The organism is Staphylococcus sp. EG-SA-2 (genome assembly GCF_017152085.1).
This window is the reverse complement of the sequence record NZ_JACYHC010001238.1, coordinates 1-26,318: the sequence shown is the minus strand read 5'-3', so window position 1 is coordinate 26,318 and position 26,318 is coordinate 1. Positions and strand designations below refer to the sequence as shown.

General features: G+C 34.4%; 31 protein-coding genes. 1 reads left to right on the top strand and 30 read right to left on the bottom strand.

Annotated features, from left to right (window positions below; genetic code table 11):
• Positions 1 to 402: 402 nt before the first annotated feature.
• Together sceD and IDG60_RS20180 are read right to left on the bottom strand one after the other, a co-directional pair.
• The gene (gene sceD, locus IDG60_RS20185; RefSeq protein WP_000752005.1) at positions 403 to 1,098 is read right to left on the bottom strand and encodes a lytic transglycosylase SceD; all 696 of its coding nucleotides are present in this window, start codon (positions 1,096 to 1,098) and stop codon (positions 403 to 405) included.
• A 388-nt stretch (positions 1,099 to 1,486) separates the two neighbouring features.
• Positions 1,487 to 1,882, bottom strand: a complete 396-nt coding sequence (locus IDG60_RS20180; RefSeq protein WP_000932694.1) for a single-stranded DNA-binding protein — start codon at positions 1,880 to 1,882, stop codon at positions 1,487 to 1,489.
• 193 nt (positions 1,883 to 2,075) lie between these two features.
• Between IDG60_RS20180 and IDG60_RS20175 the strand changes: the two genes are divergently transcribed.
• The gene (locus IDG60_RS20175) at positions 2,076 to 2,516 is read left to right on the top strand and encodes a YwpF-like family protein (RefSeq protein WP_000846746.1); all 441 of its coding nucleotides are present in this window, start codon (positions 2,076 to 2,078) and stop codon (positions 2,514 to 2,516) included.
• A 57-nt stretch (positions 2,517 to 2,573) separates the two neighbouring features.
• Here IDG60_RS20175 and fabZ read toward each other — a convergent pair whose 3' ends face one another.
• The 28 genes from fabZ to IDG60_RS20035 form a co-directional block, all read right to left on the bottom strand.
• Positions 2,574 to 3,014, bottom strand: coding sequence for a 3-hydroxyacyl-ACP dehydratase FabZ (fabZ, locus tag IDG60_RS20170; RefSeq protein WP_000447678.1), 441 nt, complete (start codon positions 3,012 to 3,014; stop codon positions 2,574 to 2,576).
• A 33-nt stretch (positions 3,015 to 3,047) separates the two neighbouring features.
• Positions 3,048 to 4,313, bottom strand: coding sequence for a UDP-N-acetylglucosamine 1-carboxyvinyltransferase (murA, locus tag IDG60_RS20165; protein ID WP_000358006.1), 1,266 nt, complete (start codon positions 4,311 to 4,313; stop codon positions 3,048 to 3,050).
• A 110-nt stretch (positions 4,314 to 4,423) separates the two neighbouring features.
• Positions 4,424 to 4,657, bottom strand: coding sequence for a DUF1146 family protein (locus IDG60_RS20160; protein WP_000384523.1), 234 nt, complete (start codon positions 4,655 to 4,657; stop codon positions 4,424 to 4,426).
• Positions 4,658 to 4,788: 131 nt separating this feature from the next.
• Positions 4,789 to 4,881 carry a hypothetical protein gene (locus IDG60_RS20155; protein WP_001790611.1) on the bottom strand — a complete coding sequence of 31 codons (93 nt, stop codon included), beginning with the start codon at positions 4,879 to 4,881 and terminating at the stop codon, positions 4,789 to 4,791.
• Positions 4,882 to 5,218: 337 nt separating this feature from the next.
• Positions 5,219 to 5,623 carry a F0F1 ATP synthase subunit epsilon gene (locus tag IDG60_RS20150; RefSeq protein ID WP_001094394.1) on the bottom strand — a complete coding sequence of 135 codons (405 nt, stop codon included), beginning with the start codon at positions 5,621 to 5,623 and terminating at the stop codon, positions 5,219 to 5,221.
• A gap of 19 nt (positions 5,624 to 5,642) precedes the next feature.
• Positions 5,643 to 7,055 (bottom strand): F0F1 ATP synthase subunit beta, encoded by a 1,413-nt coding sequence (atpD, locus tag IDG60_RS20145; RefSeq protein WP_206161111.1) that lies wholly within the window; start codon positions 7,053 to 7,055, stop codon positions 5,643 to 5,645.
• A 21-nt stretch (positions 7,056 to 7,076) separates the two neighbouring features.
• Positions 7,077 to 7,943, bottom strand: a complete 867-nt coding sequence (gene atpG, locus IDG60_RS20140) for an ATP synthase F1 subunit gamma (protein WP_000157603.1) — start codon at positions 7,941 to 7,943, stop codon at positions 7,077 to 7,079.
• A 30-nt stretch (positions 7,944 to 7,973) separates the two neighbouring features.
• Positions 7,974 to 9,482, bottom strand: coding sequence for a F0F1 ATP synthase subunit alpha (gene atpA / locus IDG60_RS20135; protein WP_000974881.1), 1,509 nt, complete (start codon positions 9,480 to 9,482; stop codon positions 7,974 to 7,976).
• A 21-nt stretch (positions 9,483 to 9,503) separates the two neighbouring features.
• Positions 9,504 to 10,043, bottom strand: coding sequence for a F0F1 ATP synthase subunit delta (locus IDG60_RS20130; protein ID WP_000241344.1), 540 nt, complete (start codon positions 10,041 to 10,043; stop codon positions 9,504 to 9,506).
• On the bottom strand, positions 10,043 to 10,564 hold the full coding sequence (locus tag IDG60_RS20125; RefSeq protein WP_000140679.1) for a F0F1 ATP synthase subunit B: 522 nt from the start codon (positions 10,562 to 10,564) through the stop codon (positions 10,043 to 10,045). Before IDG60_RS20125 ends, IDG60_RS20130 begins: the two co-directional genes overlap by 1 nt.
• Positions 10,565 to 10,761: 197 nt before the next feature.
• Complete coding sequence (gene atpE / locus IDG60_RS20120; RefSeq protein ID WP_001048816.1) at positions 10,762 to 10,974, bottom strand: F0F1 ATP synthase subunit C; 213 nt, start codon at positions 10,972 to 10,974, stop codon at positions 10,762 to 10,764.
• A 42-nt stretch (positions 10,975 to 11,016) separates the two neighbouring features.
• Positions 11,017 to 11,745, bottom strand: coding sequence for a F0F1 ATP synthase subunit A (atpB, locus tag IDG60_RS20115; RefSeq protein WP_000349655.1), 729 nt, complete (start codon positions 11,743 to 11,745; stop codon positions 11,017 to 11,019).
• Between the two features lie 20 nt (positions 11,746 to 11,765).
• Complete coding sequence (locus IDG60_RS20110) at positions 11,766 to 12,218, bottom strand: ATP synthase subunit I (protein ID WP_001801792.1); 453 nt, start codon at positions 12,216 to 12,218, stop codon at positions 11,766 to 11,768.
• 67 nt (positions 12,219 to 12,285) lie between these two features.
• Positions 12,286 to 13,413 (bottom strand): non-hydrolyzing UDP-N-acetylglucosamine 2-epimerase, encoded by a 1,128-nt coding sequence (wecB, locus tag IDG60_RS20105; RefSeq protein WP_000723418.1) that lies wholly within the window; start codon positions 13,411 to 13,413, stop codon positions 12,286 to 12,288.
• A 23-nt stretch (positions 13,414 to 13,436) separates the two neighbouring features.
• The gene (upp, locus tag IDG60_RS20100) at positions 13,437 to 14,066 is read right to left on the bottom strand and encodes a uracil phosphoribosyltransferase (RefSeq protein ID WP_000048712.1); all 630 of its coding nucleotides are present in this window, start codon (positions 14,064 to 14,066) and stop codon (positions 13,437 to 13,439) included.
• Positions 14,067 to 14,093: 27 nt separating this feature from the next.
• Entirely contained in the window at positions 14,094 to 15,332 is a 1,239-nt protein-coding gene (gene glyA, locus IDG60_RS20095; RefSeq protein WP_000120494.1) for a serine hydroxymethyltransferase, read from the bottom strand.
• A 26-nt stretch (positions 15,333 to 15,358) separates the two neighbouring features.
• Positions 15,359 to 15,883, bottom strand: a complete 525-nt coding sequence (locus IDG60_RS20090; protein WP_000654184.1) for a TIGR01440 family protein — start codon at positions 15,881 to 15,883, stop codon at positions 15,359 to 15,361.
• A gap of 106 nt (positions 15,884 to 15,989) precedes the next feature.
• Positions 15,990 to 16,409: a low molecular weight protein arginine phosphatase gene (locus IDG60_RS20085; protein ID WP_000697334.1), complete on the bottom strand. Its 420-nt coding sequence runs from the start codon at positions 16,407 to 16,409 to the stop codon at positions 15,990 to 15,992.
• Complete coding sequence (locus IDG60_RS20080) at positions 16,406 to 17,452, bottom strand: L-threonylcarbamoyladenylate synthase (RefSeq protein WP_000379895.1); 1,047 nt, start codon at positions 17,450 to 17,452, stop codon at positions 16,406 to 16,408. Before IDG60_RS20080 ends, IDG60_RS20085 begins: the two co-directional genes overlap by 4 nt.
• A gap of 83 nt (positions 17,453 to 17,535) precedes the next feature.
• Positions 17,536 to 18,372: a peptide chain release factor N(5)-glutamine methyltransferase gene (gene prmC, locus IDG60_RS20075; protein ID WP_000248732.1), complete on the bottom strand. Its 837-nt coding sequence runs from the start codon at positions 18,370 to 18,372 to the stop codon at positions 17,536 to 17,538.
• Entirely contained in the window at positions 18,359 to 19,435 is a 1,077-nt protein-coding gene (prfA, locus tag IDG60_RS20070; protein WP_000460242.1) for a peptide chain release factor 1, read from the bottom strand. The genes prmC and prfA overlap by 14 nt, the downstream gene beginning before the upstream one ends.
• Positions 19,436 to 20,035 (bottom strand): thymidine kinase, encoded by a 600-nt coding sequence (locus tag IDG60_RS20065; RefSeq protein ID WP_000273358.1) that lies wholly within the window; start codon positions 20,033 to 20,035, stop codon positions 19,436 to 19,438.
• 346 nt (positions 20,036 to 20,381) lie between these two features.
• Positions 20,382 to 20,636 (bottom strand): type B 50S ribosomal protein L31, encoded by a 255-nt coding sequence (locus tag IDG60_RS20060; RefSeq protein ID WP_000808968.1) that lies wholly within the window; start codon positions 20,634 to 20,636, stop codon positions 20,382 to 20,384.
• Between the two features lie 117 nt (positions 20,637 to 20,753).
• Positions 20,754 to 22,070 (bottom strand): transcription termination factor Rho, encoded by a 1,317-nt coding sequence (gene rho / locus IDG60_RS20055; RefSeq protein ID WP_001115101.1) that lies wholly within the window; start codon positions 22,068 to 22,070, stop codon positions 20,754 to 20,756.
• Positions 22,071 to 22,316: 246 nt separating this feature from the next.
• Entirely contained in the window at positions 22,317 to 23,744 is a 1,428-nt protein-coding gene (locus IDG60_RS20050; RefSeq protein ID WP_001206093.1) for an aldehyde dehydrogenase family protein, read from the bottom strand.
• Positions 23,745 to 23,981: 237 nt separating this feature from the next.
• Positions 23,982 to 24,317, bottom strand: a complete 336-nt coding sequence (locus tag IDG60_RS20045; protein ID WP_000451438.1) for a winged helix-turn-helix transcriptional regulator — start codon at positions 24,315 to 24,317, stop codon at positions 23,982 to 23,984.
• Positions 24,318 to 24,405: 88 nt separating this feature from the next.
• Entirely contained in the window at positions 24,406 to 25,665 is a 1,260-nt protein-coding gene (locus IDG60_RS20040; protein ID WP_000046602.1) for a UDP-N-acetylglucosamine 1-carboxyvinyltransferase, read from the bottom strand.
• A gap of 465 nt (positions 25,666 to 26,130) precedes the next feature.
• Positions 26,131 to 26,318 (bottom strand): class II fructose-bisphosphate aldolase (locus tag IDG60_RS20035; protein WP_206160377.1); only part of this gene is annotated, 188 nt, incomplete at its 5' end.

Below are 26,318 nucleotides of genomic sequence, written 5' to 3'. Positions count from 1 at the left end.
AGGTCATAAGGGTCTGAACAATTCATCTCAGCCATATCATTAGGCTCCCCTAGTAGTTCCTTAGTATTCAATTGCAAATTAATCTTAGCAAACGGTTTCAACATTTTCAATTATTGTTGCTCAGTTGGGAGTGGGACAGAAATGATATTTTCGCAAAATTTATTTCGTCGTCCCACCCCGGCAAGGTTGACTAGAATTGAAAAAAGCTTGTTACAAGCGCATTTTCGTTCAGTCAACTACTGCCAATATAACTTCGTAGAGCATAGAACATTGATTTATGTCCCAGCCTGTATAATGACATATATTTGCGAAATAAAAAAACCGGAACATATCGAGAATTCCCCGATATATTCCAATCTAAAAGTTACTTATATAACTATTAATTAGCTATGCATAAATGGCTTATGCAGTAACCCAATGTCCAGCGCCACCAGTGTTATATAATTTTACTGCTGCGGCATCTTGAACACTTTCAGGAGCATTTGCTGGTGATACACCTTTATATTTAGCAGGTGCTACTGAATCCCAAGTTGATTGTAAGAATTGATACTTACCAGCTGCACCTGATGTTGGATTTACAGCATGAATATTGCCACCTGATTCACGTTGAGCAATTTGTTTTAGATGAGCATTCACATTTACTGATGAACCTTCTGATGCTTTTGATTCAGTTGGTGTTGCAGTAACTTGTGAATTGTTTGATGTTGATGCTTGTGGTTGTTGAGTTTGAGCATTTTGTGGTGCTTCAACTTCTTGTGATTGTACTTGATTAGCTTGAACAGCTGATGGTTCAACATTATTAGTTGCAGGTGCTTGTGCACTCATGTTTGCTCCATTAGCACCTGTTGCATGGTAATTCCAAGCAAAGTGTGTACCATCTGATTCAAAGTGATAAGTAAACCCTTCATAGTCAAATGTATAATTATAAGCCCCAGCTTCAATTGGTTTTTGATTTAATGTTTGATCATTTGATTGCGCCATTTGCGCTAAAGATGCTTTATTTAAGTCCGCTTCACTTGCATGGGCTTCGTGACCTGCATTTCCTGCTACGATTCCTAAACCTACTGCTAATGATGATGCGAGTAATGTTTTCTTCATAATCTTAAAATCCTCCTACAAGTAATTTGTTTCTCTAAAAGTTTTACAGAGACTACTGTAACATCTATAAAATCCGTGCAGGTTACAACAAAATAAAAAAATAGCCTTGTTTTTTACACAGTGATTACAACGAAATCCCCCATAATTTCAGATATGATTCTATCGAGAATTGTCATGACAGTAAAAATGTTTTTTATTTGCAATTTTTTATGTAATCGTTTTGCAATCTATGTCTATTTTCTATTAGAAAAACTACACAAAAAGACGACCTACACAACAGTACTAGTCATGTAAGTCGTTTTTAATTGAGTATATTTCAAGTTAATTAGATCTATAAAAAATTTAGGATGGATTAAATGTATATTAAGGATGTTTAGGATAATTGGATTTAAATTTCTAATAAGTCATGATTATCTATATTTTGAGAGTCAATATCTAAAATACTATCTGAGAGAATTTCATTATTTTGGGATTTAGGGGACATAAATTTTATTGTTTCAACATATAATTCAGTGACAAAGTGTGTTTGTCCGTCTTTATCATACTTTCTTGATCTCATTTGACCAGTTATACCAACCAATGTACCTTGATTAGTATATTTTTCTATATTAGAAGCTAACTTGCCAAATGCTTTACAGAATAAGTAATCACAGACGATTTCTCCATTTTCATCTTTATAATTTCGGTGCGTTGCAACACAAAACGTTGCAATTTTTCTATCCTCCTTTTCAAATATTTGTGCGTCTTTCGTCAGTCTCCCGACAATTACGATTTTATTTAGCATGTAGTGTGTGATTCACCTCCTATGCCTATATCTTAATTACTAGCTTAAAAATGGTCAAAATGGCAAATTTTATATAATTAATAGCTATAGCATCTCGTTATTTGTTATATTTAAAGAAATTAGTCATGAAATGACCTTAAATCTTCTAAATAATTCAAAAATCATAAATATTAAACTAATGGGATGTGGGAATATGAAAACTTTTAAAGCAGTAAGGTTTCAAATTGTGAATGAACACGGCAGAATTATAGAATATGAATTAGAAGATGGCGTAATAATTAATAAAGAGGAAAGTGGCACGGGTTGGTTGCTTGAAATTGTCATTTCTAATGAGCATTATGAAACATTTAAGGAATATCAAGACAATGAACAGTTATTGGATATTCGTGTCGTCATCACGCGTCCAGCCAATGATCCAGCTTTATTTGAATCTACTGTGAAAAGTATTAAAAATTTTAAAACAACAATGTCTATCGTATTTGAATGTCATATTTACACTTTACGTCAACAGTATGCTGAAAGTTTATTAGAACAACTTATTGATGATGGATTATCTGGTGAAGAATTAAAAAAATCATTTAATCGAATGATGCAGTCTAAACCAAAGTTAAAGGATGAAAAATTAGAAGAGTAAAATAAAAAACATTCAAAGATTATGCCAACACATTAAATCTTTGAATGTTTTTTTGTTTTATTTTACATCTTGAATTGCAAATGTAAGTTCACAACTACAAGCAAGTTGACCATCGACAGTAGCTTTAGCATTACCTTTACCGATTGGTCCTTTAATTTTAGTGATTTCTACTTCCAACGTTAAAGTATCACCAGGTACTACTTGACGTTTAAAACGACATTTATCAATACCAGCAAATAAAGCGATTTTACCTTTATTTTCTTCACTATTTAAAATAGCTACCGCACCTGTTTGAGCTAACGCTTCAGTAATTAATACGCCTGGCATTACCGCATACTCAGGAAAATGCCCTTGAAAGAATGGTTCGTTTCCTGATACTTGTTTAATAGCCACACAACGTTGACCTTCTTCATATTCAACTACTTTATCAATTAATAAAAATGGCTGTCTGTGAGGTATAATTTGTTTAATTTGGTTATAATCAAAAATTGTTTCCATGGTTGAAATCCTCCATTATATTAATTTACTGAATTAATCGTTAATACGTTCAATGTCTGCACCTAATTGCTTCAATTTACCGTGTAAGTCAACATAGCCTCTATCTAGGTGCGTTAATTCAGTAACGCTTGTTTTACCATCAGCAACTAATCCAGCTAAAATTAAGGCTGCTGCTGCTCTTAAATCAGTCGCTTTAACTTGTGCACCTTGCAATTGACTTTTACCTTCAAGTTTAGCACTACGACCTTCTACATTGATATTAGCATTCATACGTTTGAACTCTGCAACATGCATAAAACGGTTTTCAAAAACAGTTTCGGTTACGACTTTATGACCATTTGCCGTTAATAACAATGCCATCATTTGTGATTGCATATCAGTCGGGAATCCAGGATGTGGTAGTGTTTTGATGTCTACAGGTTGTAATTCCCCTTCAGCACGTACACGAATACCATCTTCTTGATAGTCCAATTCAACGCCCATTTCTTCTAGTTTATAGACTAAACTCGCCATATGTTCTTTGATTGCACCACGTACAAAAATATCACCACGCGTTATAGCACCAGCGATTAGTAATGTGCCTGCTTCAATTCTATCTGGAATGATAGCATGTTCTACACCATGTAATGATTCTACACCATTGATTGTAATTGTGTCTGTACCAGCACCAGTAATTCTACCACCCATTTCATTAATGTAGTTTGCTAAATCGACAATTTCAGGTTCTTTAGCTGCATTTTCAATTAAAGTCTTACCCTTAGCTAATGATGCTGCCATAATAATATTTTGTGTTGCTCCTACACTTGGAAAATCTAAATGAATTGATGTACCTTTTAATCCATCTTTAGCATTAGCATAAATATTACCATTTTCAAGATGAATTTCTGCGCCTAAAGCTTCAAAACCTTTAATGTGTTGCTCAATCGGTCTACTTCCAATTGCACAACCACCAGGCAATGCAACAATAGCATGTCCTAGTCTTGCTAAAAGAGGTCCCATAACTAAAATACTTGCACGCATTTTACTAACATATTCATATGGTGCCTCTTCATTTAGAGTCTTTGTTGCATCAACGACAACAGCATTTTCGTCCTTTTTGTATGTAACGTCAGCATTTAAAGTTGTTAATACATTATTTATTGTTTCTACATCACTTAAAGCTGGAACATTAACTAATTTACTCGGTTTATCAGAAGCTAATAAAGATGCTGTCAATATTGGTAATACTGCATTTTTAGCACCTTCTACTTTAACTTCACCCGTTAATTTATTTCCACCTTTGATTACTATTTTATCCATCGTAAATCCTCCACTTAGAACTCCTATTACTTTACATTTCCCTATTTTAAAATTATTTTAAGTCATTATTTAATTATATCTAGTTTTGATTACAAATCATAGAGTTAGACTTATTTTATTAAATATTTTACCTGCGTCGAGTATTGTAACAAATCTACAATAAAATTGCTTACTGCAGTGCCTAATAAAATAGCAACAAATATCATACACACTTGTAATTGAGTGGCGTATCCTTTTTTAAAAAATTGATCTAATCTAATTGATTGTAAAGCCCAATAGGCAATACAAATACATACAACATGTAACACTAAATGGATAACTGCATATTGTCCGATATAATCCATTTTATCACCTCATAAGATTACTGTATTACATTGTACATGAAAAATTTAAATAATGATACAAAGTTTAATACCCGTTTTTAGTAAAGTTTAAGCTAACTTACTATATAATTCTTTTTACATAAATATCATAACTATAAAATATCTTGGTATGAAAAAATGTAGATAATTTCAAAAAATGAAATGTCGACTGTAGATAGTGGTGAAGGAAATTTTGATTTTAGCAATCTATTAGTGATTGTAAAAAAGTAAAACTATTCTTGGGAGTCGGACATAAATCAATGTCTAGACTCTATAGTGTTGTATTTGGCAGTAGTTGACGGGGCCCCAACATAAAGAAATACTTTTTCTTTAAAAATTAGTATTTCTTATACATGAGTTTTACTCATGTATTCCTATTTTTAAATACACATTAGCTGTGTTTAATGATAAAGAACCACTACATCATAAATCTTTAATGGTTCTTTATCAATTCCTTCCCCCCTCTCATGTTTTGTATCTTTAAATCAATATAATTCAAAAAAGGGTCGAAGATATGAAATCACATCTTCGACCCTTTATTTACTATTTTAATTCAGCCACACGCAAACGGTTATTTGCTCTCTCTAAAGCTCTTTCGGCTCTATGAATATCAGTATTGTCGTCATCATTTTCCAAGTGAGACTCTGCTCTTGCTTTGGCTAATTTAGCTCTTTCAACATCAATTTCTCTTGCAGTTTCTGCAGTCTGAACAATGATTGAAACTTTATCTTTTCTAACTTCAACAAAGCCATCGCTTACAGCAATATATTCAGTTCCATCGTGAAATTTCACTTTTACAAAGCCTGTTTTTAAAGCAGCTACAGTTGGAATATGTCCACTCATGACACCTATCTCACCAGCTGTTGTTTGCATAACAACGAGTTCAACATTATCACGATTGTAAACAGAACCATTAGGAGTGACAATATCTAGGTTTAATGTATTCATTATCCATTCCTCCTAATTGTTATACTTCAACACCCATATCTTTAGCTTTTGCAATAACATCATCCATGCTACCAACTAAACGGAATGCATCTTCTGGAATATGGTCATATTTACCATCTAAGATATCTTTAAAGTTTGCAACTGTTGTCTTAACAGGTACATAAGAACCTTTTTGACCAGTAAATTGTTCCGCTACGTGGAAGTTTTGAGATAAGAAGAATTGAATTCTACGTGCGCGTTCAACTGTTTGTTTATCTTCATCAGATAATTCGTCCATACCTAAGATAGCAATGATATCTTGCAATTCACGGTATTTTTGAAGTGTTGATTGTACATCACGAGCTACTTCATAATGTTCTTGACCTACAATTGATGGTTCCAATGCTCTTGATGTAGACGCTAATGGATCCACGGCTGGATAAATACCCATTTCAGTTAATTTACGTTCTAAGTTAGTAGTTGCATCTAAATGGGCAAACGCTGTCGCAGGCGCTGGGTCAGTATAGTCATCGGCAGGTACGAATACCGCTTGAATAGAAGTAACTGATCCTTTTGTTGTAGACGTAATACGTTCTTGTAATTGTCCCATTTCAGTAGCAAGTGTTGGTTGGTAACCTACTGCAGAAGGCATACGACCTAATAATGCAGATACCTCAGAACCAGCTTGTGTAAATCTGAAAATGTTATCGATGAATAATAATACGTCTTGACCTTGTTCGTCACGGAAATATTCAGCCATTGTTAAACCAGATAATGCAACACGCATACGTGCACCAGGTGGCTCATTCATTTGCCCGAATACCATGGCTGTTTTCTTAATTACACCACTGTCATTCATTTCGAAGTATAAATCGTTACCTTCACGAGTACGTTCACCTACACCGGCGAATACAGAAATACCACCGTGCTCTTGAGCGATGTTGTTAATTAATTCTTGGATTAATACTGTTTTACCTACACCGGCACCACCGAACAATCCGATTTTACCACCTTTAATATAAGGTGCTAGTAAATCTACTACTTTAATACCTGTTTCTAAAATTTGAACTTCTGTTGAAAGTTCATCGAATGCTGGTGCTTGACGATGGATAGGATCGCGGCGAACAGAATCACTAATTTCTTCTTTAAGGTCAATTGTTTCACCTAGTACATTAAATACACGACCTAATGTTTCGTCACCAACAGGTACACTAATTTCTTTGCCTGTATCTTTTACATCCATGCCTCTTTGGACACCATCAGTTGAATCCATCGCAATTGTACGAACAACGTCGTCACCTAATTGCAGCGCAACTTCTAATGTTAGTTGTATTGTACCTTCTTCTTTAGGCACATCAATAACCAAGGCGTTATTAATTTTAGGAACTTCGTTATGTTCAAATCGAACATCAATTACAGGACCCATAACTTGAGTTACACGGCCAATTCCCATGCTATTTTCCTCCTTTAAATATTATTCAAGCGCTGCGGAACCACCAACAATTTCAGTAATTTGTTGCGTAATTTCTGCTTGTCTCGCTCTGTTATATTCTAATGATAAGTCATCAATAAGTTCAGTTGCATTATCAGTGGCATTTTTCATCGCAGTCATACGTGTTGCATGCTCACTTGCTTTTGCGTCTAATATTGTTCCGTAAATCAAACTCTCAACATATTGAGGCAAGATTACACTTAAGATAGATTCTTTATCTGGCTCAAATTCATAAGAAGACAAATGACCATGCCCCTTACTAGAATCCTCTTGAGATAATGGTAATACTTGTCTAGATGTAGGCTTGTTTTCAAGAACGCTGACATAATGACTATAGTATATATTTAATTCATCAATTTCTTCTTCACTGTATAAGTCTATAGCATGGTTAGCTAGTGCTTGAACAGATTTGAAAGAAGGTTGATCAGGTACGTCTACTTGAGAATACTCAATGTCATAACCTCTATTTTTTAGGAAATCAACACCTTGTTGCCCTAAAACTACAATACTGTATTCGCTACTATCTTGATGTTTCGCTTCAATATCAGTAATCAATTTTTTAAGCACGTTTGCACTATATGCACCTGCTAAACCTTTATCACTCGTGATAACTAAATATCCACTTCTAGTAATTTTACGAGGTCTTAGCATTGGATGGTTTGTATTGCTACTTGCCCCTGCAACTGCAGTAATTGCATCTTGCATTTTATCCATATATGGTGTGAATTGTTTTGTATTTTTTTCAGCTCTACGAAGTTTTGAACTTGATACCATGTTCATCGCTTTCGTAATCTGCTTCATTTTTTTGGTTGATTTTATTCGAGTATCTATTTCTTTAAGAGAAGCCACTATCTCACCACCTTATACTAAACTTGTTTATTATTCAGATTTGCTAAAGCTTTTTTTGAATTCGTTAATTGCTGTGTCAAACTTCTCAGCATCTGGTAAGCCACCAGTTTCTCTGATTTCATTTAACAGTTCAGTAGCATTTGATTCTGCCCAGTGGTTTAACTCGTCTTCAAAACGTGTGATATCTACAACTGGAATATCATCTAAATATCCTTTTGTTAATGCATAAATAATCAACACTTGGTGTTCGACTGGTAATGGTTTGTTTTGATCTTGTTTTAAGACTTCAACGGTACGTTTACCACGTTCTAATTTACTTGCAGTAAATTCATCAAGGTCTGAACCGAATTGTGCAAATGATTCAAGTTCTCTGTATGACGCTAAGTCAAGACGTAACGTACCAGCAACTTTCTTCATTGCTTTAATTTGTGCAGATCCACCAACACGAGATACAGATTGTCCGGCATTAATCGCTGGTCTTACACCTGAGAAGAATAAATCAGATTGTAAGAAGATTTGTCCATCTGTAATTGAAATAACGTTTGTTGGTACATAAGCTGAAATATCACCAGCTTGTGTTTCGATAATTGGTAATGCAGTAATTGAACCGCCACCTAAGTCATCGTTTAATTTTGCTGCTCTTTCTAATAATCTACTATGTAAGTAGAATACGTCACCTGGGTATGCTTCACGACCTGGAGGTCTACGTAATAATAATGATAACTCACGATAAGCTGCTGCTTGTTTAGTTAAATCATCATAAACGATTAAAACATGTTTACCGTTAAACATGAATTCTTCACCCATTGTTACACCTGAATATGGTGCAATATATAATAATGGAGAAGGTTCAGAAGCTGATGCTGCTACAACAATAGTGTAGTCTAAAGCGCCTGCTTGTCTTAACTTTTCAACATTTGCTCTTACTGTTGAATCTTTTTGACCAATAGCAACATAGATACAAATCGTACCTTGATCTTTTTGGTTCAAAATTGTGTCAATTGCAATTGTTGTTTTACCTGTTTGACGGTCACCAATGATTAACTCACGTTGACCTCTACCAATTGGTACTAAAGCATCAATTGCTTTGATACCTGTTTGTAATGGCTCATCTACTGATTTACGATCCATTACACCAGTAGCTTTTTTCTCTACTGGACGTGTTTTAGTTGTGTTAATCGGTCCTTGTCCATCAATAGGTTGTCCTAATGGATTAACAACTCTTCCGATTAGTTCTTCACCTACTGGTACTTCCATGATACGACCAGTACGTTTAACTTCGTCACCTTCAGTAATACCTGTATATGGTCCTAAAATAACCACACCCACGTTTGACTCTTCAAGGTTTTGGGCTAAACCAAGTACGCCGTTATGGAATTCTACTAGCTCACCAGCCATAACGTCATTTAATCCGTGAATTAATGCAATACCATCACCAATTTGTAATACAGTACCTACATCAGTTACGGACATTTCTGACTCATAATTTTCAATTTGTGAGCGAAGTAATGCACTGATTTCTTCAGCTTTTATGGCCATCTATGTCACTCCTCTTTATAATTAATTAACTCTTCTAAATTTTCTTTGTAATTGGACAAGATCATTTCTAACACTACCATCTAATACAGTTGTGCCGACTTTAACTCTAAATCCACCAATTAAATCTGGATTAATTTTTGTATCTACAATAACTTTAGATAACTTCGTTTGTTGAGTTACTAGTTTGACAATCTTATCTAACTCTTCTTGACTCAATTCATATGTTGACTCAATTGTTGCAAAATCTTGATTGTAGTGTCCGTTATATAAGCTTTGGAACGCCTTGAATACGTCAGCTATTAATGAGATATGTCTATTATCTGCTAACACGTACATCATATTTTTAATGTATGGATTAATGTCAGTAAATACACCATTAATCAACTCACGACGTTGTTCTGCTGTTTGAGTTGGATTACTGTCAACCATTTTCAATTGCTCAATTTTATCTTTTACTGCTTCATTTATAACTGTTAATTCTTCATTAATAGTCTCTAAATTATTTGTATCTAATGACACGTCAAATAATGCTTTAGCATACTTGTTAGCTACTTTTACCATTATTTATCGCCTGCCTCTTTTAGATACTTGTCAACCAATGCTTTTTGGTCTTGTTCAGAAATTTCTTTTCTAAGAACTTTAGAAGCAATTAACACTGATAGTTCAGATACTTGATTATTAATATCTGCAATGGCACGTTCTTTTTGGCTATTGATTTCACTTTGTGCTGTTTCAATCATACCGTTTGCACGTACGTTTGCTTCATGAATAATTTGTTCTTGCTGTTGACGTGCTTGAACCTTAGCATCTTCTAAAATCTTTTGAACTTCTTCTTGTGTTTCTTTAAGTTTTTGTTTATTTTCTTCTTCAAGTTTCTGTGCATTTAACTTAGCTTGTTCTGCGTCATCGATATCTCTGTTAATATCTCTTTCACGTTTATCCATTACATCTTTCAATGGACCCCATGCGAACTTTTTAAGTAACGCAAGTAACACGATGAAAGTTAGGACCTGTACAATCACAGTACCCCACTCAACGCCTCCAGCTGCACCAAGAACGAATAAGTTAGCTGTTTCAGTCACGGGTTCATGACACTCCTTTCATTAAAATAATCGCTAGTGTTATATAGAAAAAAACGACGAGGTTAGGACCTACTGAATTTATGCGATAGGCATGGTGCATTCATATCTCAACTATTTAATAAAGTTCAAAGATATTACTATATATGCATCATGAATTATGTCCTATGCGCTTTGTCCCGACCTCTTTTATCTGTTAATTATCCAGCAAATGTCATGAATGCAATTACTACACCGATGATAGGTAATGCCTCAACTAAACCTACACCAATGAACATGATACCCATTAATTGACCACGTGCTTCTGGTTGACGTGCTACACCTTCAACTGTTCTTGAAACGATTAAACCGTTACCGATACCTGCTCCTAATGCTGATAAACCAATTGCGATTGCTGCTGCGATTAAATTCATAATTTAATTTCCTCCTGTGATTGTATATAATTATTGAAATTTTTAGTGTTCATCTGCCACTTTATGTGACATATAAACCATCGAAAGCATAATAAAGATATATGCTTGGATTGTTCCTACAAATATTGAAAATGCTTGCCAAACAATTAATCCTGGGATACTAATAATCCAACCCCATGCTGGTTCGTTAAAGAATAAGCCAGCAAGTAATGTTAATAGTATCTCACCTGCAAATATGTTACCGTACAAACGCAGACCAAGCGTTAATGTTGAAGTGAACTCTTCAAAAACATTAATAATTGCCAATGGCCAAAACGGCTGTACATAACCTTTAAGATATTGTTTCGTACCACGCATTTTAATTCCATAAAAGTGAGTTAACAGTATTATCGTTGTAGACAACGTTAAAGTCACTGTTGCATCAGCTGTCGGTGATTTCCACCACAATGTGTGATCTTTCGTTACTATAGAAAACGGAAGACCTAACATATTAGCTATAAAAATGTACAGAATCAGCGTTACTGCTAAGAAGTGGAATTGACCACCTTTTTTCCAAGCCATGTTACCTTCAATGATTCCCCTCACGAAATCAAAAATCCATTCAACGAAATTTTGTTTGCCAGTTGGTCTTTTTTTCAAATTACGCGTACAAATGATAGCAAGTAGAAAAACAAGAAACGCCGTAACAAGTATCATCAATATACTTGATAAATTGAAAACGATATCAAAACCGAATAAATTCCAACTCACGAGCGGGGATTTGTGATCCATAATCTCACCTCTTTCTTAATTTATTTGCTCACCTTTAGTAAAGGACGTATGATAACTACAACATATGAAATCATTAAACCAATAATTATACCGATGATACTTACATGCGCTTTATTAAGGTACCAAATCATACAGGCAATAATTGCAACTAAGTATCGCCACATATTTCCAGTTGAAATATGCATAGTGTCTGGTCTTTTAGCTTTAGCTAAATAGCATTCAAAAATACATGTGTTGATTGCAGAACCAGTAACACCAATGATTAATCCTAAGATAAATGCATGGTGTGTATAAAGGTATAATCCTCCCAATATTATTATTAGATAAAAATAATATTGAATGAACTGTTTAAAAATGTTGTAGAAACGACTCATTTTATATGCCTCCGTGTGACTGATATCAATCATGAAAACCGTTCCACTCATACAAACTAAATGATAATATAGGCGATTTGTGGTGTCAATTCTATTCAAATTGTTGTAAAAAAATAAGCATAGTTAGACACAATTTAGACACAATTAGACAAAAAGTCTATTTTCCTCAGAAATCGCTTGGTTTTTCAGTGATTAAATTCAAATAATACTTAATATGATTAACTATTCTTTCTGAAGCAAATCCATCACCGTAAGGATTAGATGCTTCAGACATTTGATGATATAATCTCTCATCATCGATTAATTCTTTTGCAGCTTGATACACATTTTGCTTATTTGTTCCAATGACTTTTAATGTGCCAGCTTCAACACCTTCAGGACGTTCTGTAACGCTTCGCAAAACTAAAACTGGCTTATTAAATGATGGCGCTTCTTCCTGAATTCCACCTGAATCTGTCAAAATAAAATAAGATTTTTTAGCAAAATTATGGAAATCTACTACGTCCAAAGGTTCAATCAATTCAATTCTGTCATGACTACCTAAAATCTTTTGAGCCACCTCTCGAACTTTCGGGTTTTTATGCATTGGATATACCAGTGCTAAATCAGTATACTCATCTATTAAGCGTCTAACCGCTTTAAATATATTTTCCATGGGTTTCCCGATATTTTCTCGTCGGTGTGCTGTCATAAGAATGAATTTTTTGTCATGGTATTTATCCATGATGTTAGATTTATAATTGTCATCAACTGTATATTTCATAGCATCAATCGCAGTATTACCAGTGACAACAACACTTTCTGAATATTTCCCTTCACTTAACAAATGCGATGCAGCATTTTTAGTAGGTGCAAAATGTAAGTCAGCTAATACACCAACTAATTGTCTATTCACCTCTTCTGGAAAAGGTGAATATTTATCATAACTTCTAAGCCCTGCTTCAACGTGTCCAATCGGCACTTGGTTATAAAATGCCGCTAAACCACCTGCAAATGTCGTCATCGTATCACCATGTACAAGTACCATGTCTGGTTTTTCTAATTGAATCACTTGTTCTAATTGAGTGATTGATTTAGAAGTTATCTCAGAAAGTGTCTGTCCTGATTTCATAATATTCAAATCGTATTTTGGTTTGATTTCAAAGGTACTTAATACTGAATCAAGCATTTCTCTATGCTGTGCTGTAACAACAACAATTGGCTCGAGCATTTTTTCTTGTTCCAAAGCTTTAACTAAAGGAGCCATCTTTATGGCTTCGGGTCTTGTTCCAAATATGGTCATAATCTTTTTCATCAAACTACTTATCTCCGATTCTTCTATTTAGTACCAAACAATCTATCTCCAGCGTCGCCTAACCCTGGTGTGATATATGCTTTATCATTTAGCTTTTCATCAAGTGCAGCAATATAAATATCTACATCTGGATGTGCTTCATGCATCTTTTCTACGCCTTCTGGTGCTGCAATTAAACACATGAAGCGAATATTTTTAGCGCCACGTTTCTTCAATGAAGTAATAGCTTCAATTGCTGATGCGCCTGTTGCTAACATAGGATCAACAACAATGATTTGTCTTTCAGTAATATCTTGAGGTAACTTAGCAAAATACTCTACAGCCTTTAATGTTTCGGGATCTCGATATAAACCGATATGTCCAACTCTGGCTGCAGGTACTAAACTTAAAATACCATCAGTCATACCTAAACCAGCTCTTAAAATTGGAACGATAGCTAATTTTTTACCAGCTAATCGTTTAGCCGTCATTTTAGTTACAGGCGTTTCAATATCAACATCCTGAAGCTCTAAGTCTCTAGTTACTTCATATGCCATCAACATACCAACTTCGTCTACAAGTTCTCTAAATTCTTTAGTACCTGTATTTACATCTCTAATATAGCTTAGTTTGTGTTGAATTAATGGATGATCGAAAACGTGTACTTTACTCATAAAAATTACTCCTATCTTTGTGTATGTTTATTGATATAGAGGATATTCAGCTGTTAATTTCGCAACGCGTTCTTTAGCTTGTTGTAATTTTTCTTCATCTTTACTATTTTTCAATGCTAAACTGATGATTTTTGCAACTTCCTCAAAAGCTTTTTCATCAAATCCACGCGTTGTTGCAGCAGGTGTACCTAAACGTATACCACTCGTTACAAAAGGTTTTTCTTGATCGAACGGAATGGTATTTTTGTTACATGTGATACCAACTGAATCTAAAGTCTCTTCAGCTTCTTTACCAGTAAGTCCTATAGACCCTTTTACATCAACAGCTACTAAGTGATTATCTGTACCGCCAGAAACAATTCTAAATCCTTCATTAATTAATGCTTCTGCAAGAACTTTTGCGTTTTTAACCACTTGTTGTTGATACGTTTTGAAATTATTTTCTAACGCTTCTCCAAAAGCAACTGCTTTTGCTGCAATAACATGCTCAAGAGGTCCACCTTGAATACCAGGGAAAATTGTTTTATCTATGTCTTTTTTATATTCTTCCTTACATAAAATCATACCACCACGTGGTCCGCGTAATGTTTTGTGTGTTGTAGTTGTTACAAAATCAGCATATTCTACTGGATTTGGATGTAAACCTGCCGCTACTAATCCTGCAATATGTGCCATGTCTACCATTAACTTAGCGTTTACTTCATCTGCGATTTCTTTAAACTTTTTGAAGTCAATTGTTCTTGAATATGCTGATGCTCCTGCCACAATAAGCTTAGGCTTATGCTCTAACGCTAATTTACGAACTTCATCATAATTGATTCGTTCTGTGTCTTTATCTACTCCATATTCAACGAAATTGTAGAATTTACCACTAAAATTAACAGGCGCTCCATGTGTCAAGTGACCACCATGACTCAAATTCATACCTAAAACTGTGTCGCCCATTTCTAATGCAACTAAGTAAACAGCCATGTTCGCTTGTGAACCTGAATGTGGTTGAACATTGACATGTTCAGCTCCAAACAATGCTTTAGCACGATCAATTGCGATGCTTTCAGTAACATCTACAAACTCACATCCACCATAATATCGGCGTCCTGGATAGCCTTCAGCATACTTATTAGTCAACACTGAACCTTGTGCTTCCATAACCGCTTCCGATACAAAATTTTCCGATGCGATTAACTCTATGTTGCTATTTTGTCTCTGAAATTCTCTCTCGATTGCTTCTGCGATAACTTTATCTTGCTTGGTGATATAAGACATAAAATCTCCCCTTCTTTCAAAAAAACTTATTTGTATTTAGCACGTTCGCCACCAATCTTTTTCGGCCTAGATGTGGCAATAGTTACAATTGCCTGTCCTACTTGCTTTACTGAGGTCCTTACAGGTACACATACATGTTTAATATGCATGCCTATTAATGTTTGACCAATATCAATTCCACAAGGAACAGTAATATGTTCGACCACGATCGGATCCTTCATATGCTGAAAAGCGTATGTTGCCAAACTCCCTCCAGCATGTACATCTGGAACGACGGAAACTTCTTCCATTGTTAATGGATTATACTGAGATTTTTCTATTGTTATCGCTCTGTTGATATGTTCACATCCTTGAAAAGCAAAAGTAACGCCTGTCTCTTTACTCACAACATCTAATGCATTAAAAATAGTTTCTGCAACTTCCATCGAACCGACAGTCCCTATTTTTTCGCCAATGACTTCCGATGTTGAACATCCAATTAAACATATATCTCCTTTATTAAAAAAGGACATATCTTTTAATTCGTCTAATAACATTGTCAAATCTTTCATAAAAGCCCACCCTTCCTAAAAATAAAAAAGGAATATAGCAAAGTGCTACACTCCTCTATTATAACTTATTTAACTGTTAACATATACTAATTATACAGAATTCCTACTAGCAAATAATATCTTTTAATTTTAAAATTAAACTTACAAGTTCTTCATAGGTATGTACATACATTTCTTTTGTTCCACCGTATGGATCTATAACTTCTCCTGCTTCTTTTACATATTCATGCAATGTGAAAACATGATTTTGCAAACCAAAGTGTGCCTCTATTAATTCTTTGTGCGAATACGACATCGTCAAAATAATATCTGCTTTCAAGTCTGCTTCAGTAAATTGTTGCGATAAGGTCGTTTCAGCTAAATGATGTTCTTCAACTAAGTCTTCAACATAATTCGAAACACCTTGATTGTTCACAGCGAATATACCTCTTGATTCAAATTGATGATTTGGCATAACCTCTTTTGCAATACTTTCCGCTAATGGGCTACGACATGTGTTACCTGTACAAACGAATAAAATCTTCATAGTTCACATCCTTTAATAATGTGATTACCTGCAGCTTTTAACATGCGATTCATAATTGCTTCTGTATTATCATTCAGCTCAAAGCCGTATATATACGCCGCTGAAATATTTTCATTTTCATCAAGTGAATGTAACACATCATAAAGATTATGACTTGCTTGTTTAACATCATTGTCATCCTGACATAATTGAATGAATTGCGCTTCACTTGGTATAAACGCCACCTTATTACTCGGCACAATAAAAGCTATAGAAGACCAATCTTTACCGTCATTTCCAATTTTGCTCTCAATATCTGTAATAATTGTAAGTGGTGTATTGGGTGAGTAATGCTTATACTTCATACCTGGTGCAATTGGCTGTTCAGTATCATTATAATCAGCATGGGCGATACTATTCGGAAGTATTTCTGTAATCATTGCTGCTGTTATAGAACCAGGTCTTGCAATTTTATAAGGAAAAGATGTGCAATCTAAAACCGTACTTTCTAATCCTTCTTCACTTTGTTCAGCTTGAACAATACCATCTATACGGGCATTCAAATCTTGATATACATGATTGAAAGTTGTTGGTGAAGGTCTACCACTTAAATTAGCACTTGGAGCAGCTAGAGGTTCATTTATGATTTGTAATAATTGTCTACCTACAGAATGGCTTGGCATTCTAACAGCAACTGATGATAAACCTCCAGAAACTTTTCGACATAGATAGCCTGGCTTTAGCGGCAATATAAACGAAATAGGGCCCGGCCAGAATGCCTGCATTAACTTTTCTACGCGTGGATCCAAAGTATATGTAAAATCTTTTAATTGAACTTTACTGTGTATATGAACAATAAGCGGATTGTCAGATGGACGGCCTTTAGCTTCATATATTTTAGCTACAGCTTCTTCATCTGTCGCATTTGCTGCAAGTCCATAAACTGTTTCAGTTGGTAAACCTATTAAACCACCGTTTAAAACAATGTCTTTTATTTCATTAATTTTAGGATATTGCTGTAAATCTTCATTATATTCTCTAACATCCCAAATTTTAGTATCCAACTTAATCACGCCTTTCTTATTTATCATAATATAAAGCAAAAAGCTATGCACTTAACTAATCATAGCAAAGGCATAACTTCTAATTACCATTTAAATGAGACGATTCGATCGTGGCCATTTATATCTTTAATAATGTCGATTTTTTTGTCAGGAAATTTATTTAAAATTATTGATTTAAGTGCCTCACCTTGATTGTAACCAATTTCAAAAACAACTGGGCTGCCTTTTTCCATAACGTGAGGTAAATCTCCAATGATTGATTCATAAATAGCATATCCATGGTTATCTGCAAACAATGCCTGATGTGGTTCGAATCTCGTAACCGTTGGAGACATCGTAACCATATCTTTTTCATCTATATATGGTGGATTAGATATCAAGCCGTTCAACTTGATACCTTCTTTAATTAAGGGCTTTAATGCATCCCCTGTTAAAAATTGTATTTGTGATTGATGCTTCTCAGCATTATTACGAGCCATATTCATTGCTTCAAGTGAAATATCAGTAGCAATAACATTTAAATCCGGCTTTTCACATTTCAAAGTAATTGCAAGTACACCACTACCCGTTCCGATATCTACGATTGTTGCATCATCTTCTAACTGTTGTAAGAAATGCAACATTACTTCTTCAGTTTCAGGTCTTGGTATCAAACAATTTGAGTTTACATCAAACGTTCTACCATAAAATGAGGCAAAGCCAACTATATACTGTATAGGCTCTCCTAATAACATACGTTGTAATGCTAAGTCGAACTTCATAATCATCGCTTTCGGCATATCATCATGCATGTGAACTACAAAGTCCGTACGCGTCCATTGAAATACATCTAACATTAACCATTCAGCTCGTGTTTGTTCAAACCCTTTTTGTTGTGTTAAATGAATTGCTTCATCTAACTTTTCTTTATAATTCACCATTATTAAGTTCTTTCAATTTATCTGTCTGCTCTGATAAAGTCAGTGCATCTATAATTTCTTCTAAATGGCCTTCCATAATTTGCCCTAATTTTTGAAGCGTTAGACCTATACGATGGTCTGTTACACGGCTTTGTGGATAATTATAAGTTCGAATACGTTCTGAACGATCACCAGTACCGACTGCTGATTTACGTTGTGACGCATACTTTTGTTGTTCTTCTTGAACTTTCATATCGTATAAACGTGCTTTTAACACTTTCATTGCTTTTTCACGGTTTTGAATTTGAGACTTCTCAGAAGATGTTGCAATGACACCAGTTGGTAAATGGGTAATACGTACTGCAGAGTCAGTTGTGTTTACGTGCTGACCACCTGCACCACTTGAACGATACGTGTCGATTTTTAAATCTTCATTTCTAATTTCAATTTCTACATCTTCAACTTCTGGTAAAACTGCCACTGTAGCTGTTGAAGTATGAATACGTCCACCTGATTCTGTTTCAGGCACACGTTGAACGCGGTGCGCACCATTTTCAAATTTCAATTTACTATACGCGCCATTACCAGAAACTGAGAAACTAATTTCTTTGTAACCACCATGGTCACTTTCAGACGCTTCTACTATTTCAGTTTTGAATCCTTGTGATTCAGCATACTTTGAATACATACGCATTAAATCACCAGCAAAAATCGCAGCCTCATCACCACCTGCTGCTGCTCTTATTTCTACAATAACGTCTTTGTCATCATTAGGATCTTTAGGAATCAATAATATTTTAAGCTCTTCTTCAAGATTTGGAAGTTCAGCTTTAATACCATTACTCTCCTCTTTTAACATTTCTACTTCTTCTTTATCATCAGTCTCACTTAACATTTCTTCAATATCAGCTAATTCTTCTTTTTTAGCTTTATAGTTACGATAAACATCTACAGTTTTTTGTAAATCAGCTTGCTCTTTAGAATATTTACGTAATTTATCTGAATCATTTACAACATCTGGGTCACTTAACAGTTCATTTAACTGTTCGTATCTTTCTTCTACAATATCTAATTGATCAAACACTTATAATTCCTCCTTATTATTATCACTAGGTGCTACGATATGGTGCGCGCGACAACGTGGCTCATAACTTTCATTGGCACCTACTAAGATAATCGGATCATCGATTTTAGCTGGTTTACCATTTATTAATCGTTGCGTTCTACTAGATGAAGAACCACAAACAGCACAAACTGCTTGAAGTTTCGTTACTTGTTCACTGACAGCCATCAATTTAGGCATTGGTTCGAACGGTTCGCCCCTAAAATCCATATCTAATCCAGCAACAATAACACGGTGTCCATCTGCTGATAGTTTTTCTACTATACTTACAATTTCATCGTCAAAAAATTGCACTTCGTCTATTCCTATAACATCAACATTAGTTAAGTTGTGCGTCATAATTTCACTTGCTTTAGAAATATTAATCGCTTCAATGGCATTACCATTATGAGAGACCACTTTTTCTTTATGATATCGATCATCAATCGCCGGTTTAAATACAACGACTTTTTGTTTAGCGTATATACCCCTTCTTAGACGTCTTATTAGTTCTTCGGATTTACCGCTAAACATACTACCTGTAATACATTCTATCCAACCGGAATGGTAAGTTTCATACATTGAGAGTTCCACCTTTTTCAAAACATAATCGCTTTATTATATCATATTTCAAATATTCATAAATGTCTTTTTCATAATTATATCGATATTGTACATGAACAATTATTTTATAAATTTGTCTTGCATATTTATATACAGCTATTCTAATTTGTTGCTTCTTATTCGTGCGGTGTTTCTACTCAATACAAACTTTAATAAAGGGGGAAATTTATCATTATGTATTAACAACATGGTATTGAGTCACTTCTTTGAACACAGTCGTAAGTATATACCCTTACTACGCTTATAAATAAAAAAGCTGTCTACAATTCCATTATAGGATGCAGACAGCTTAACGATTACTATATTAGTTGTTTGATTTAAGACCAAACTTTTTGTTGAAACGTTCCACACGTCCATCCGCAGCAGCGAATTTTTGACGTCCAGTGTAGAATGGATGTGAATCAGATGAAATATCTAAACGAATAACTGGGTATTCTTTTCCATCTTCCCACTCCATCATTTCTGAAGATGTTTTTGTAGAACCGCTTAAGAATTTGAAGTTTGTAGTAGTATCTAAAAAGATTACTTGGTGATACTCAGGATGAATTCCTTGTTTCATTATTTTCAGCTCCTTTGCCCTGAACCATCTGGAACAGAGTTATTTGTGAGTTTTTACCCAATACTGTGTAATTATAAAGGTAATTAATTCAAAACGCAAGCCCCTATATAATGTTTATTAAATTATAGGTCGACCCGTTTTAGTACTTTCTTCTGCAGACTTTTGTAGCTGCTTGAAGAAATCTTCATTATTCTTAGACCTTTTAAGTTTGCGAATAAATCTTTCAGTAAAGTCAGTTGAGTCAGTGAATAGATTTCTTAATTGCCATAATGTGTCTAATTCAGATTTACTTATTAACAATTCTTCTTTACGCGTTGAACTTCTGCCAATATCAATTGCAGGGAAGATACGACGTTCAGACAATTTACGATCTAAATGTAACTCCATGTTACCTGTTCCTTTAAATTCTTCGTAAATCATATCGTCCATACGTGAACCCGTATCAACTAATGCAGTTGCAAGTATTGTTAAACTTCCACCCGCTTCAATATTTCTCGCTGCACCGAAGAATGCTTTTGGTTTGTGTAAAGATGCAGGATCTAAACCACCTGATAATGTACGACCACTTGGTGGAATAACTAAGTTATAAGCGCGTGCTAATCTCGTTATAGAATCCATTAAAATAATGACATCTTCCCCAATTTCTACTAAACGCTTTGCACGTTCAAGTAATAATTCAGCTACTTTAACATGGTGTTCTGGTGGTTCGTCAAACGTTGAATGAACGACTTCAGCAGCTTCTACTGAGCGTTCTAAATCTGTCACCTCTTCAGGACGCTCGCCAACTAACAAAATAAATAGCTTTGCATCTGGTTTGTTCGTACTGATTGCATTCGCTATTTCTTTTAATAACGATGTTTTACCTGCTTTAGGTGGCGCCACTATTAAACCACGTTGACCTAAACCAATCGGTGTTACTAAATCCATGATGCGCGTTGAATAATTTTGTGTTTCTGTCTCTAATTTAATACGCTCATCTGGATAAAGTGGTGTCAAAGCTTGGAAATGCGGACGTTTCTTCACTTCTTCTGCGTTATGGTCATTGACAAAGTCAACTTGTAATAAGCCATAATATTTTTCGTTATCTTTAGGTTTTCTAACTTTCCCAGTTACTTTATCCCCACGTTTAATTTCAAAACGACGAATTTGGCTAGCAGATATATAAATATCTTTTTCCCCTTTAGAATAGTTCACTGTTCTTAAAAAACCATAACCATCTGGTTGTATATCATCTAAGATACCTTCCATATAATAGTTACCATCTTTTTCCATTTGTGCTTCCATAATAGCTAGAACAAGTTCTTTTTTATTTAATTTACTATAGTTCGTCAACTTAAGAGTTTTAGCTTTTTGAGTGAGTTCCTTGGTAGTATAGTTCTTGTACAATTCGTGGAATGATTCATACTGAGGAGATGTACGTTCTCTTTCAGGCATATAGTTTACACCCATTTCATTATTTTTTAGTTAGTAAGTAATAGATAGGCATGACAATGCATAAATAACTGTGCTAGCACAATCCCATTATGCTAATCCCCAACCTTTTAAATACATGAATAACTATAGCAAATTTTTATTTTAATTACAAAATCTATTTATAAAAATTGCAAAATTAAAACAGTACACAAAACTTAATTAGTCATGTGCACTGTTTTATTGCGATTTTTAATTCAAAAATCAAATTTATTTAAAATATCCAGCTATAGATTTCACTTCTAAGAACTCTTCAATACCATAATCGCCCCATTCACGACCTAAACCAGATTGTTTATAGCCACCAAATGGTAAATCTGGCTTTCTACCTGCTTCGTTTATTTCTACTGTACCTGCTTCAATAGAACGAGCTACTTTATGCAATGTTTCTTTGTCCTTACCAATAACATATCCTGCCAAACCATATTTTGTATCATTTGCAATTTGAATCGCTTCATCTAAATCGTTATAAGTGATAACTGACATTACTGGCCCAAAAATTTCTTCTTGTGCTATCGTCATTTGATTATCCACATTAATAAAAATTGTCGGACGTGCAAAGTATCCTTTTTCAAGTCCTTCTGGTTTACCAGGACCACCATAAAATAATTCAGCACCTTCTTCAATACCTTTATTAATATAATTTTGTACTTGATCAAATTGTTTTTTACTAATGATAGGGCCTACTTGTGTACCATCTTCTCTTGGATTACCGACACGCACTTGGCTAAATTGTTCTTTTAATTCAGCTAAGAATGCATCTTTAATTTTGTTAGGCACTAAAACACGTGTACCAGCTGTACATACTTGACCAGTATTATTAACAACTTTGCCTGTTGTTGCTTTAGCCGCTTCTTTAATATCTACGTCATCTAGGACGATATATGGTGATTTGCCACCAAGCTCTAATGATACCTTTTTAAAATCTTTAGCGGCTTTTTCCATAATTTTAGAACCAGTAGGGCCTGATCCTGTGAATGACATCATGCGTACTTTAGGATGTTCAGATAAAGGATTCCCAACACCAGCACCATCACCATTAACAAGGTTAAATACACCTTTAGGAACACCGACTTTATCAAAAATCTCAGCTAAAATAACAGCTGCAAATGGTGTTTCTTCAGATGGTTTAAGTACAACTGGACTACCAGCCGCAAATGCTGCTGCTAATTTTAATGATGTTTGGTTTGTAGGGAAGTTCCACGGTGTAATTAATCCAGATACACCGATTGCTTCTTTAACAACTAAATCATCTCCGCGGCGTTCTTCAAATTCGTAGTTATCTAATGCGTCTCTCGCTGCAACAAAATGGTTTAGTCCCATTTGATAATGGACACGCTCAGATAATGATAAAGGAGCACCTAATTCATCCGTAATAGCTTGTACAATATCGTCTTTTCTGTTTTCATATTCTTTTACAATTTTATCTAATAACGCTTGTCTTTCTTTCACAGATGTATGACGGAACTCTAAATAAACATCGTCTGCCGCCTCGACGGCTTTATCAACATCAGCTTTATTACCTTTAGCAACTTTCCCGATTACTTCTTCGGTTGCTGGATTTATAACTTCTATCGTTTCATTACTATTACTTTCTACCCATTCGCCATTAATGTATTGCTTTGTGTAGTCTCTCATTATTCTTTCACTCCTCAAGAATGATTTATATATTATTTATCCGTAATGCATACGATATAAACATTACATTCCATTATGATACGCTCCATTTTAATATGTTCAAAATAAAATGCTTTAAAATTTTGCTGCATCTATTTTTTTATATTTTTAAATAAAAATAACTATTCCCACATCATCGCAAATAATGCGAAGACTTAGAAATAGTTATAATCAATGCTATGTTTAAACGTCATGTAATTATTTAGCAGTACGTTGATCTGTTAAATCGACATATGATTGCGCCCATGCTTCAATTGGATGTAAAGCCTCTGCTAACGCTTTACCTTTTTCAGTTAGCACATAAATAATTTGTACTGGACTCGTAGAAATGATTTGCTTCTCAACTAACTCCCATTGTGCAAGCTCTGACAACTTAAGACTTAAAGCACGTGGTGTTATTGTTTTCAAATCTCTTTTCATATCGGAAAAGTGTGCTGAACAGTCATTACATCTTGAGAGATAATTAATGATTAATCCATTCCAACTTCTACCAAGTATTTTAAAAGTTTCTTCGAGATACGGACATACTTCCATCATCTTCACCTCTCATCAATAAATTTAGAATGTAAACGAACACCCTTTTTTAATCAGTATAATTATTATACCACAAAACAAGATAAATCTATACAGTTTCCGTCCAAATATCTGCACCTAAAGCTTTTAAGTGTTCTACAATATCTGTATAACCTCTATAAATATGTTTTACATTGTAAATTGTAGTTACACCCTCAGCAATTAAACCAGCAATAATTAAACAAGCTCCTGCTCTTAAATCGCTAGCATAAACTTCAGCACCATGTAATGTTGATGGTTTTATCGTTGCTGTGCCTTCGTCAACTTCAATATTTGCACCCATGCGCTTTAATTCTTCAACATGTTTAAAACGCTCCGGATAAATCGTATCAGTTACAAATGAAGGACCATTTGCCATAAATAATAATGGTGTAATAGGCTGTTGCAAATCAGTAGCAAAACCTGGATATACTAGTGTTTTAATATCAACAAATTGATATGGCGCATTATTATTGATGCGAATTCTTTCGTCTCTTACATCAACATTCACACCTAATTCACTAAATTTAGCAGTTAATGTTTCTACATGTTTCGGAACAATATTATTTAATATAACATTTTCTCCACATGCTGCAGCGATACACATATATGTGCCTGCTTCAATTCTATCAGGTATAACTTGATACTCAGAACCATGTAATTCTTTGACACCATTGATTTTAATTGTTGATGTGCCCGCTCCCTTAATATTAGCTCCCATACTTGTTAAGAAGTTAGCAACATCAACTACTTCCGGTTCTTTAGCAGCATTTTCAATTACAGTTTGTCCTGTTGCATAAACTGCAGCTAGCATAATGTTAATTGTTGCACCTACGCTAACCATATCTAGAAAAATATGCGCACCTTTTAATTCTTTAGCTTCAATTTTCATTGATGTCGTGCTTGATTCATCAATTTCAGCACCTAAAGCTTTAAATCCTTTAATATGTTGATCAATTGGACGTGGCCCAAGTGGACATCCTCCCGGTAAACCAATCACACATTTTTTAAATCTACCTAACATGGCACCCATCATATAGTATGAAGCACGTAATGATTCAACTTTATTATTTGGTAATGCAGCATTTTGTATTTCAGTTGTATCAACTTCTAATTCCGTACCATTTAGTGATGCCTTAATATTTAAATCTTCTAATAAACTCACTAAAGTTTTAACATCAGAGATTTGCGGTAACCCTTCTAATTTCACATGTCCTTGAGCTAATAATGTTGCAGGAATGATAGCTACAGCACTGTTTTTCGCGCCACTGATATTAACTTCCCCATTTAGTGTGCGTCCACCTCTTATTTTTATTACCTCTTGAGCCATATCATTTATCTCCTTTGTCCATTACTTTTTAATTTTTTGCATTATTAGCATTATAAATTAATTTTACTTTATTTGTAAAATAGTTTATTTTAATCGTTAAAATCTTGTCTTTCTATTTTCGATTGATTAATAACAAATCATTCACCTTTACTAATATATGCTGTTCTTCCCCACTTGACCATGGTCTAAAGTCTGATTATTCAACTAAATATTGACGTTGTTTTGACAATTATTTAGTTTTAATTCTACGGTTTTCACGTAAACTTTTTTCATAAATTGCTCATTTTCCTTATAATTATATCACAATCAATTTTGATATATTTTACCATTTTTACGCTTTCATTTTAAAATCAAACTGTTTTATTTATTACTTATACAACATAAAAAAGAAGCAAACACCATTTTGTCTGCTTCTTTTAAAATTAATATCCCTACGTTATTAATAACTTAAAGACTAAATATTAATTATTTAGCGCGGTTTGAAGTACCGAACTCTTTAATTTTACCTTTAACTGTTTCTTTGATAGCTTCACGTGCAGGTCCTAAGTATTTACGAGGATCGTAAACTTCTTTGTCGTTATTTAAAACGTCACGAACTGCTTTTGCTGAAGCGATTTGGTTTTCAGTGTTTACGTTAATTTTAGCTGTACCAA

Bases quoted from the DNA above. Each gene is read 5' to 3' on its own strand.
- sceD (WP_000752005.1), bottom strand. From the start codon at position 1,098: ATGAAGAAAACATTACTCGCATCATCATTAGCAGTAGGTTTAGGAATC.
- IDG60_RS20180 (WP_000932694.1), bottom strand. From the start codon at position 1,882: ATGCTAAATAAAATCGTAATTGTCGGGAGACTGACGAAAGACGCACAA.
- IDG60_RS20175 (WP_000846746.1), top strand. From the start codon at position 2,076: ATGAAAACTTTTAAAGCAGTAAGGTTTCAAATTGTGAATGAACACGGC.
- fabZ (WP_000447678.1), bottom strand. From the start codon at position 3,014: ATGGAAACAATTTTTGATTATAACCAAATTAAACAAATTATACCTCAC.
- murA (WP_000358006.1), bottom strand. From the start codon at position 4,313: ATGGATAAAATAGTAATCAAAGGTGGAAATAAATTAACGGGTGAAGTT.
- IDG60_RS20160 (WP_000384523.1), bottom strand. From the start codon at position 4,657: ATGGATTATATCGGACAATATGCAGTTATCCATTTAGTGTTACATGTT.
- IDG60_RS20150 (WP_001094394.1), bottom strand. From the start codon at position 5,623: ATGAATACATTAAACCTAGATATTGTCACTCCTAATGGTTCTGTTTAC.
- atpD (WP_206161111.1), bottom strand. From the start codon at position 7,055: ATGGGAATTGGCCGTGTAACTCAAGTTATGGGTCCTGTAATTGATGTT.
- atpA (WP_000974881.1), bottom strand. From the start codon at position 9,482: ATGGCCATAAAAGCTGAAGAAATCAGTGCATTACTTCGCTCACAAATT.
- IDG60_RS20130 (WP_000241344.1), bottom strand. From the start codon at position 10,043: ATGGTAAAAGTAGCTAACAAGTATGCTAAAGCATTATTTGACGTGTCA.
- atpE (WP_001048816.1), bottom strand. From the start codon at position 10,974: ATGAATTTAATCGCAGCAGCAATCGCAATTGGTTTATCAGCATTAGGA.
- atpB (WP_000349655.1), bottom strand. From the start codon at position 11,745: ATGGATCACAAATCCCCGCTCGTGAGTTGGAATTTATTCGGTTTTGAT.
- wecB (WP_000723418.1), bottom strand. From the start codon at position 13,413: ATGAAAAAGATTATGACCATATTTGGAACAAGACCCGAAGCCATAAAG.
- upp (WP_000048712.1), bottom strand. From the start codon at position 14,066: ATGAGTAAAGTACACGTTTTCGATCATCCATTAATTCAACACAAACTA.
- glyA (WP_000120494.1), bottom strand. From the start codon at position 15,332: ATGTCTTATATCACCAAGCAAGATAAAGTTATCGCAGAAGCAATCGAG.
- IDG60_RS20090 (WP_000654184.1), bottom strand. From the start codon at position 15,883: ATGAAAGATTTGACAATGTTATTAGACGAATTAAAAGATATGTCCTTT.
- IDG60_RS20085 (WP_000697334.1), bottom strand. From the start codon at position 16,409: ATGAAGATTTTATTCGTTTGTACAGGTAACACATGTCGTAGCCCATTA.
- prmC (WP_000248732.1), bottom strand. From the start codon at position 18,372: ATGGTGAATTATAAAGAAAAGTTAGATGAAGCAATTCATTTAACACAA.
- IDG60_RS20065 (WP_000273358.1), bottom strand. From the start codon at position 20,035: ATGTATGAAACTTACCATTCCGGTTGGATAGAATGTATTACAGGTAGT.
- IDG60_RS20060 (WP_000808968.1), bottom strand. From the start codon at position 20,636: ATGAAACAAGGAATTCATCCTGAGTATCACCAAGTAATCTTTTTAGAT.
- rho (WP_001115101.1), bottom strand. From the start codon at position 22,070: ATGCCTGAAAGAGAACGTACATCTCCTCAGTATGAATCATTCCACGAA.
- IDG60_RS20050 (WP_001206093.1), bottom strand. From the start codon at position 23,744: ATGAGAGACTACACAAAGCAATACATTAATGGCGAATGGGTAGAAAGT.
- IDG60_RS20045 (WP_000451438.1), bottom strand. From the start codon at position 24,317: ATGGAAGTATGTCCGTATCTCGAAGAAACTTTTAAAATACTTGGTAGA.
- IDG60_RS20040 (WP_000046602.1), bottom strand. From the start codon at position 25,665: ATGGCTCAAGAGGTAATAAAAATAAGAGGTGGACGCACACTAAATGGG.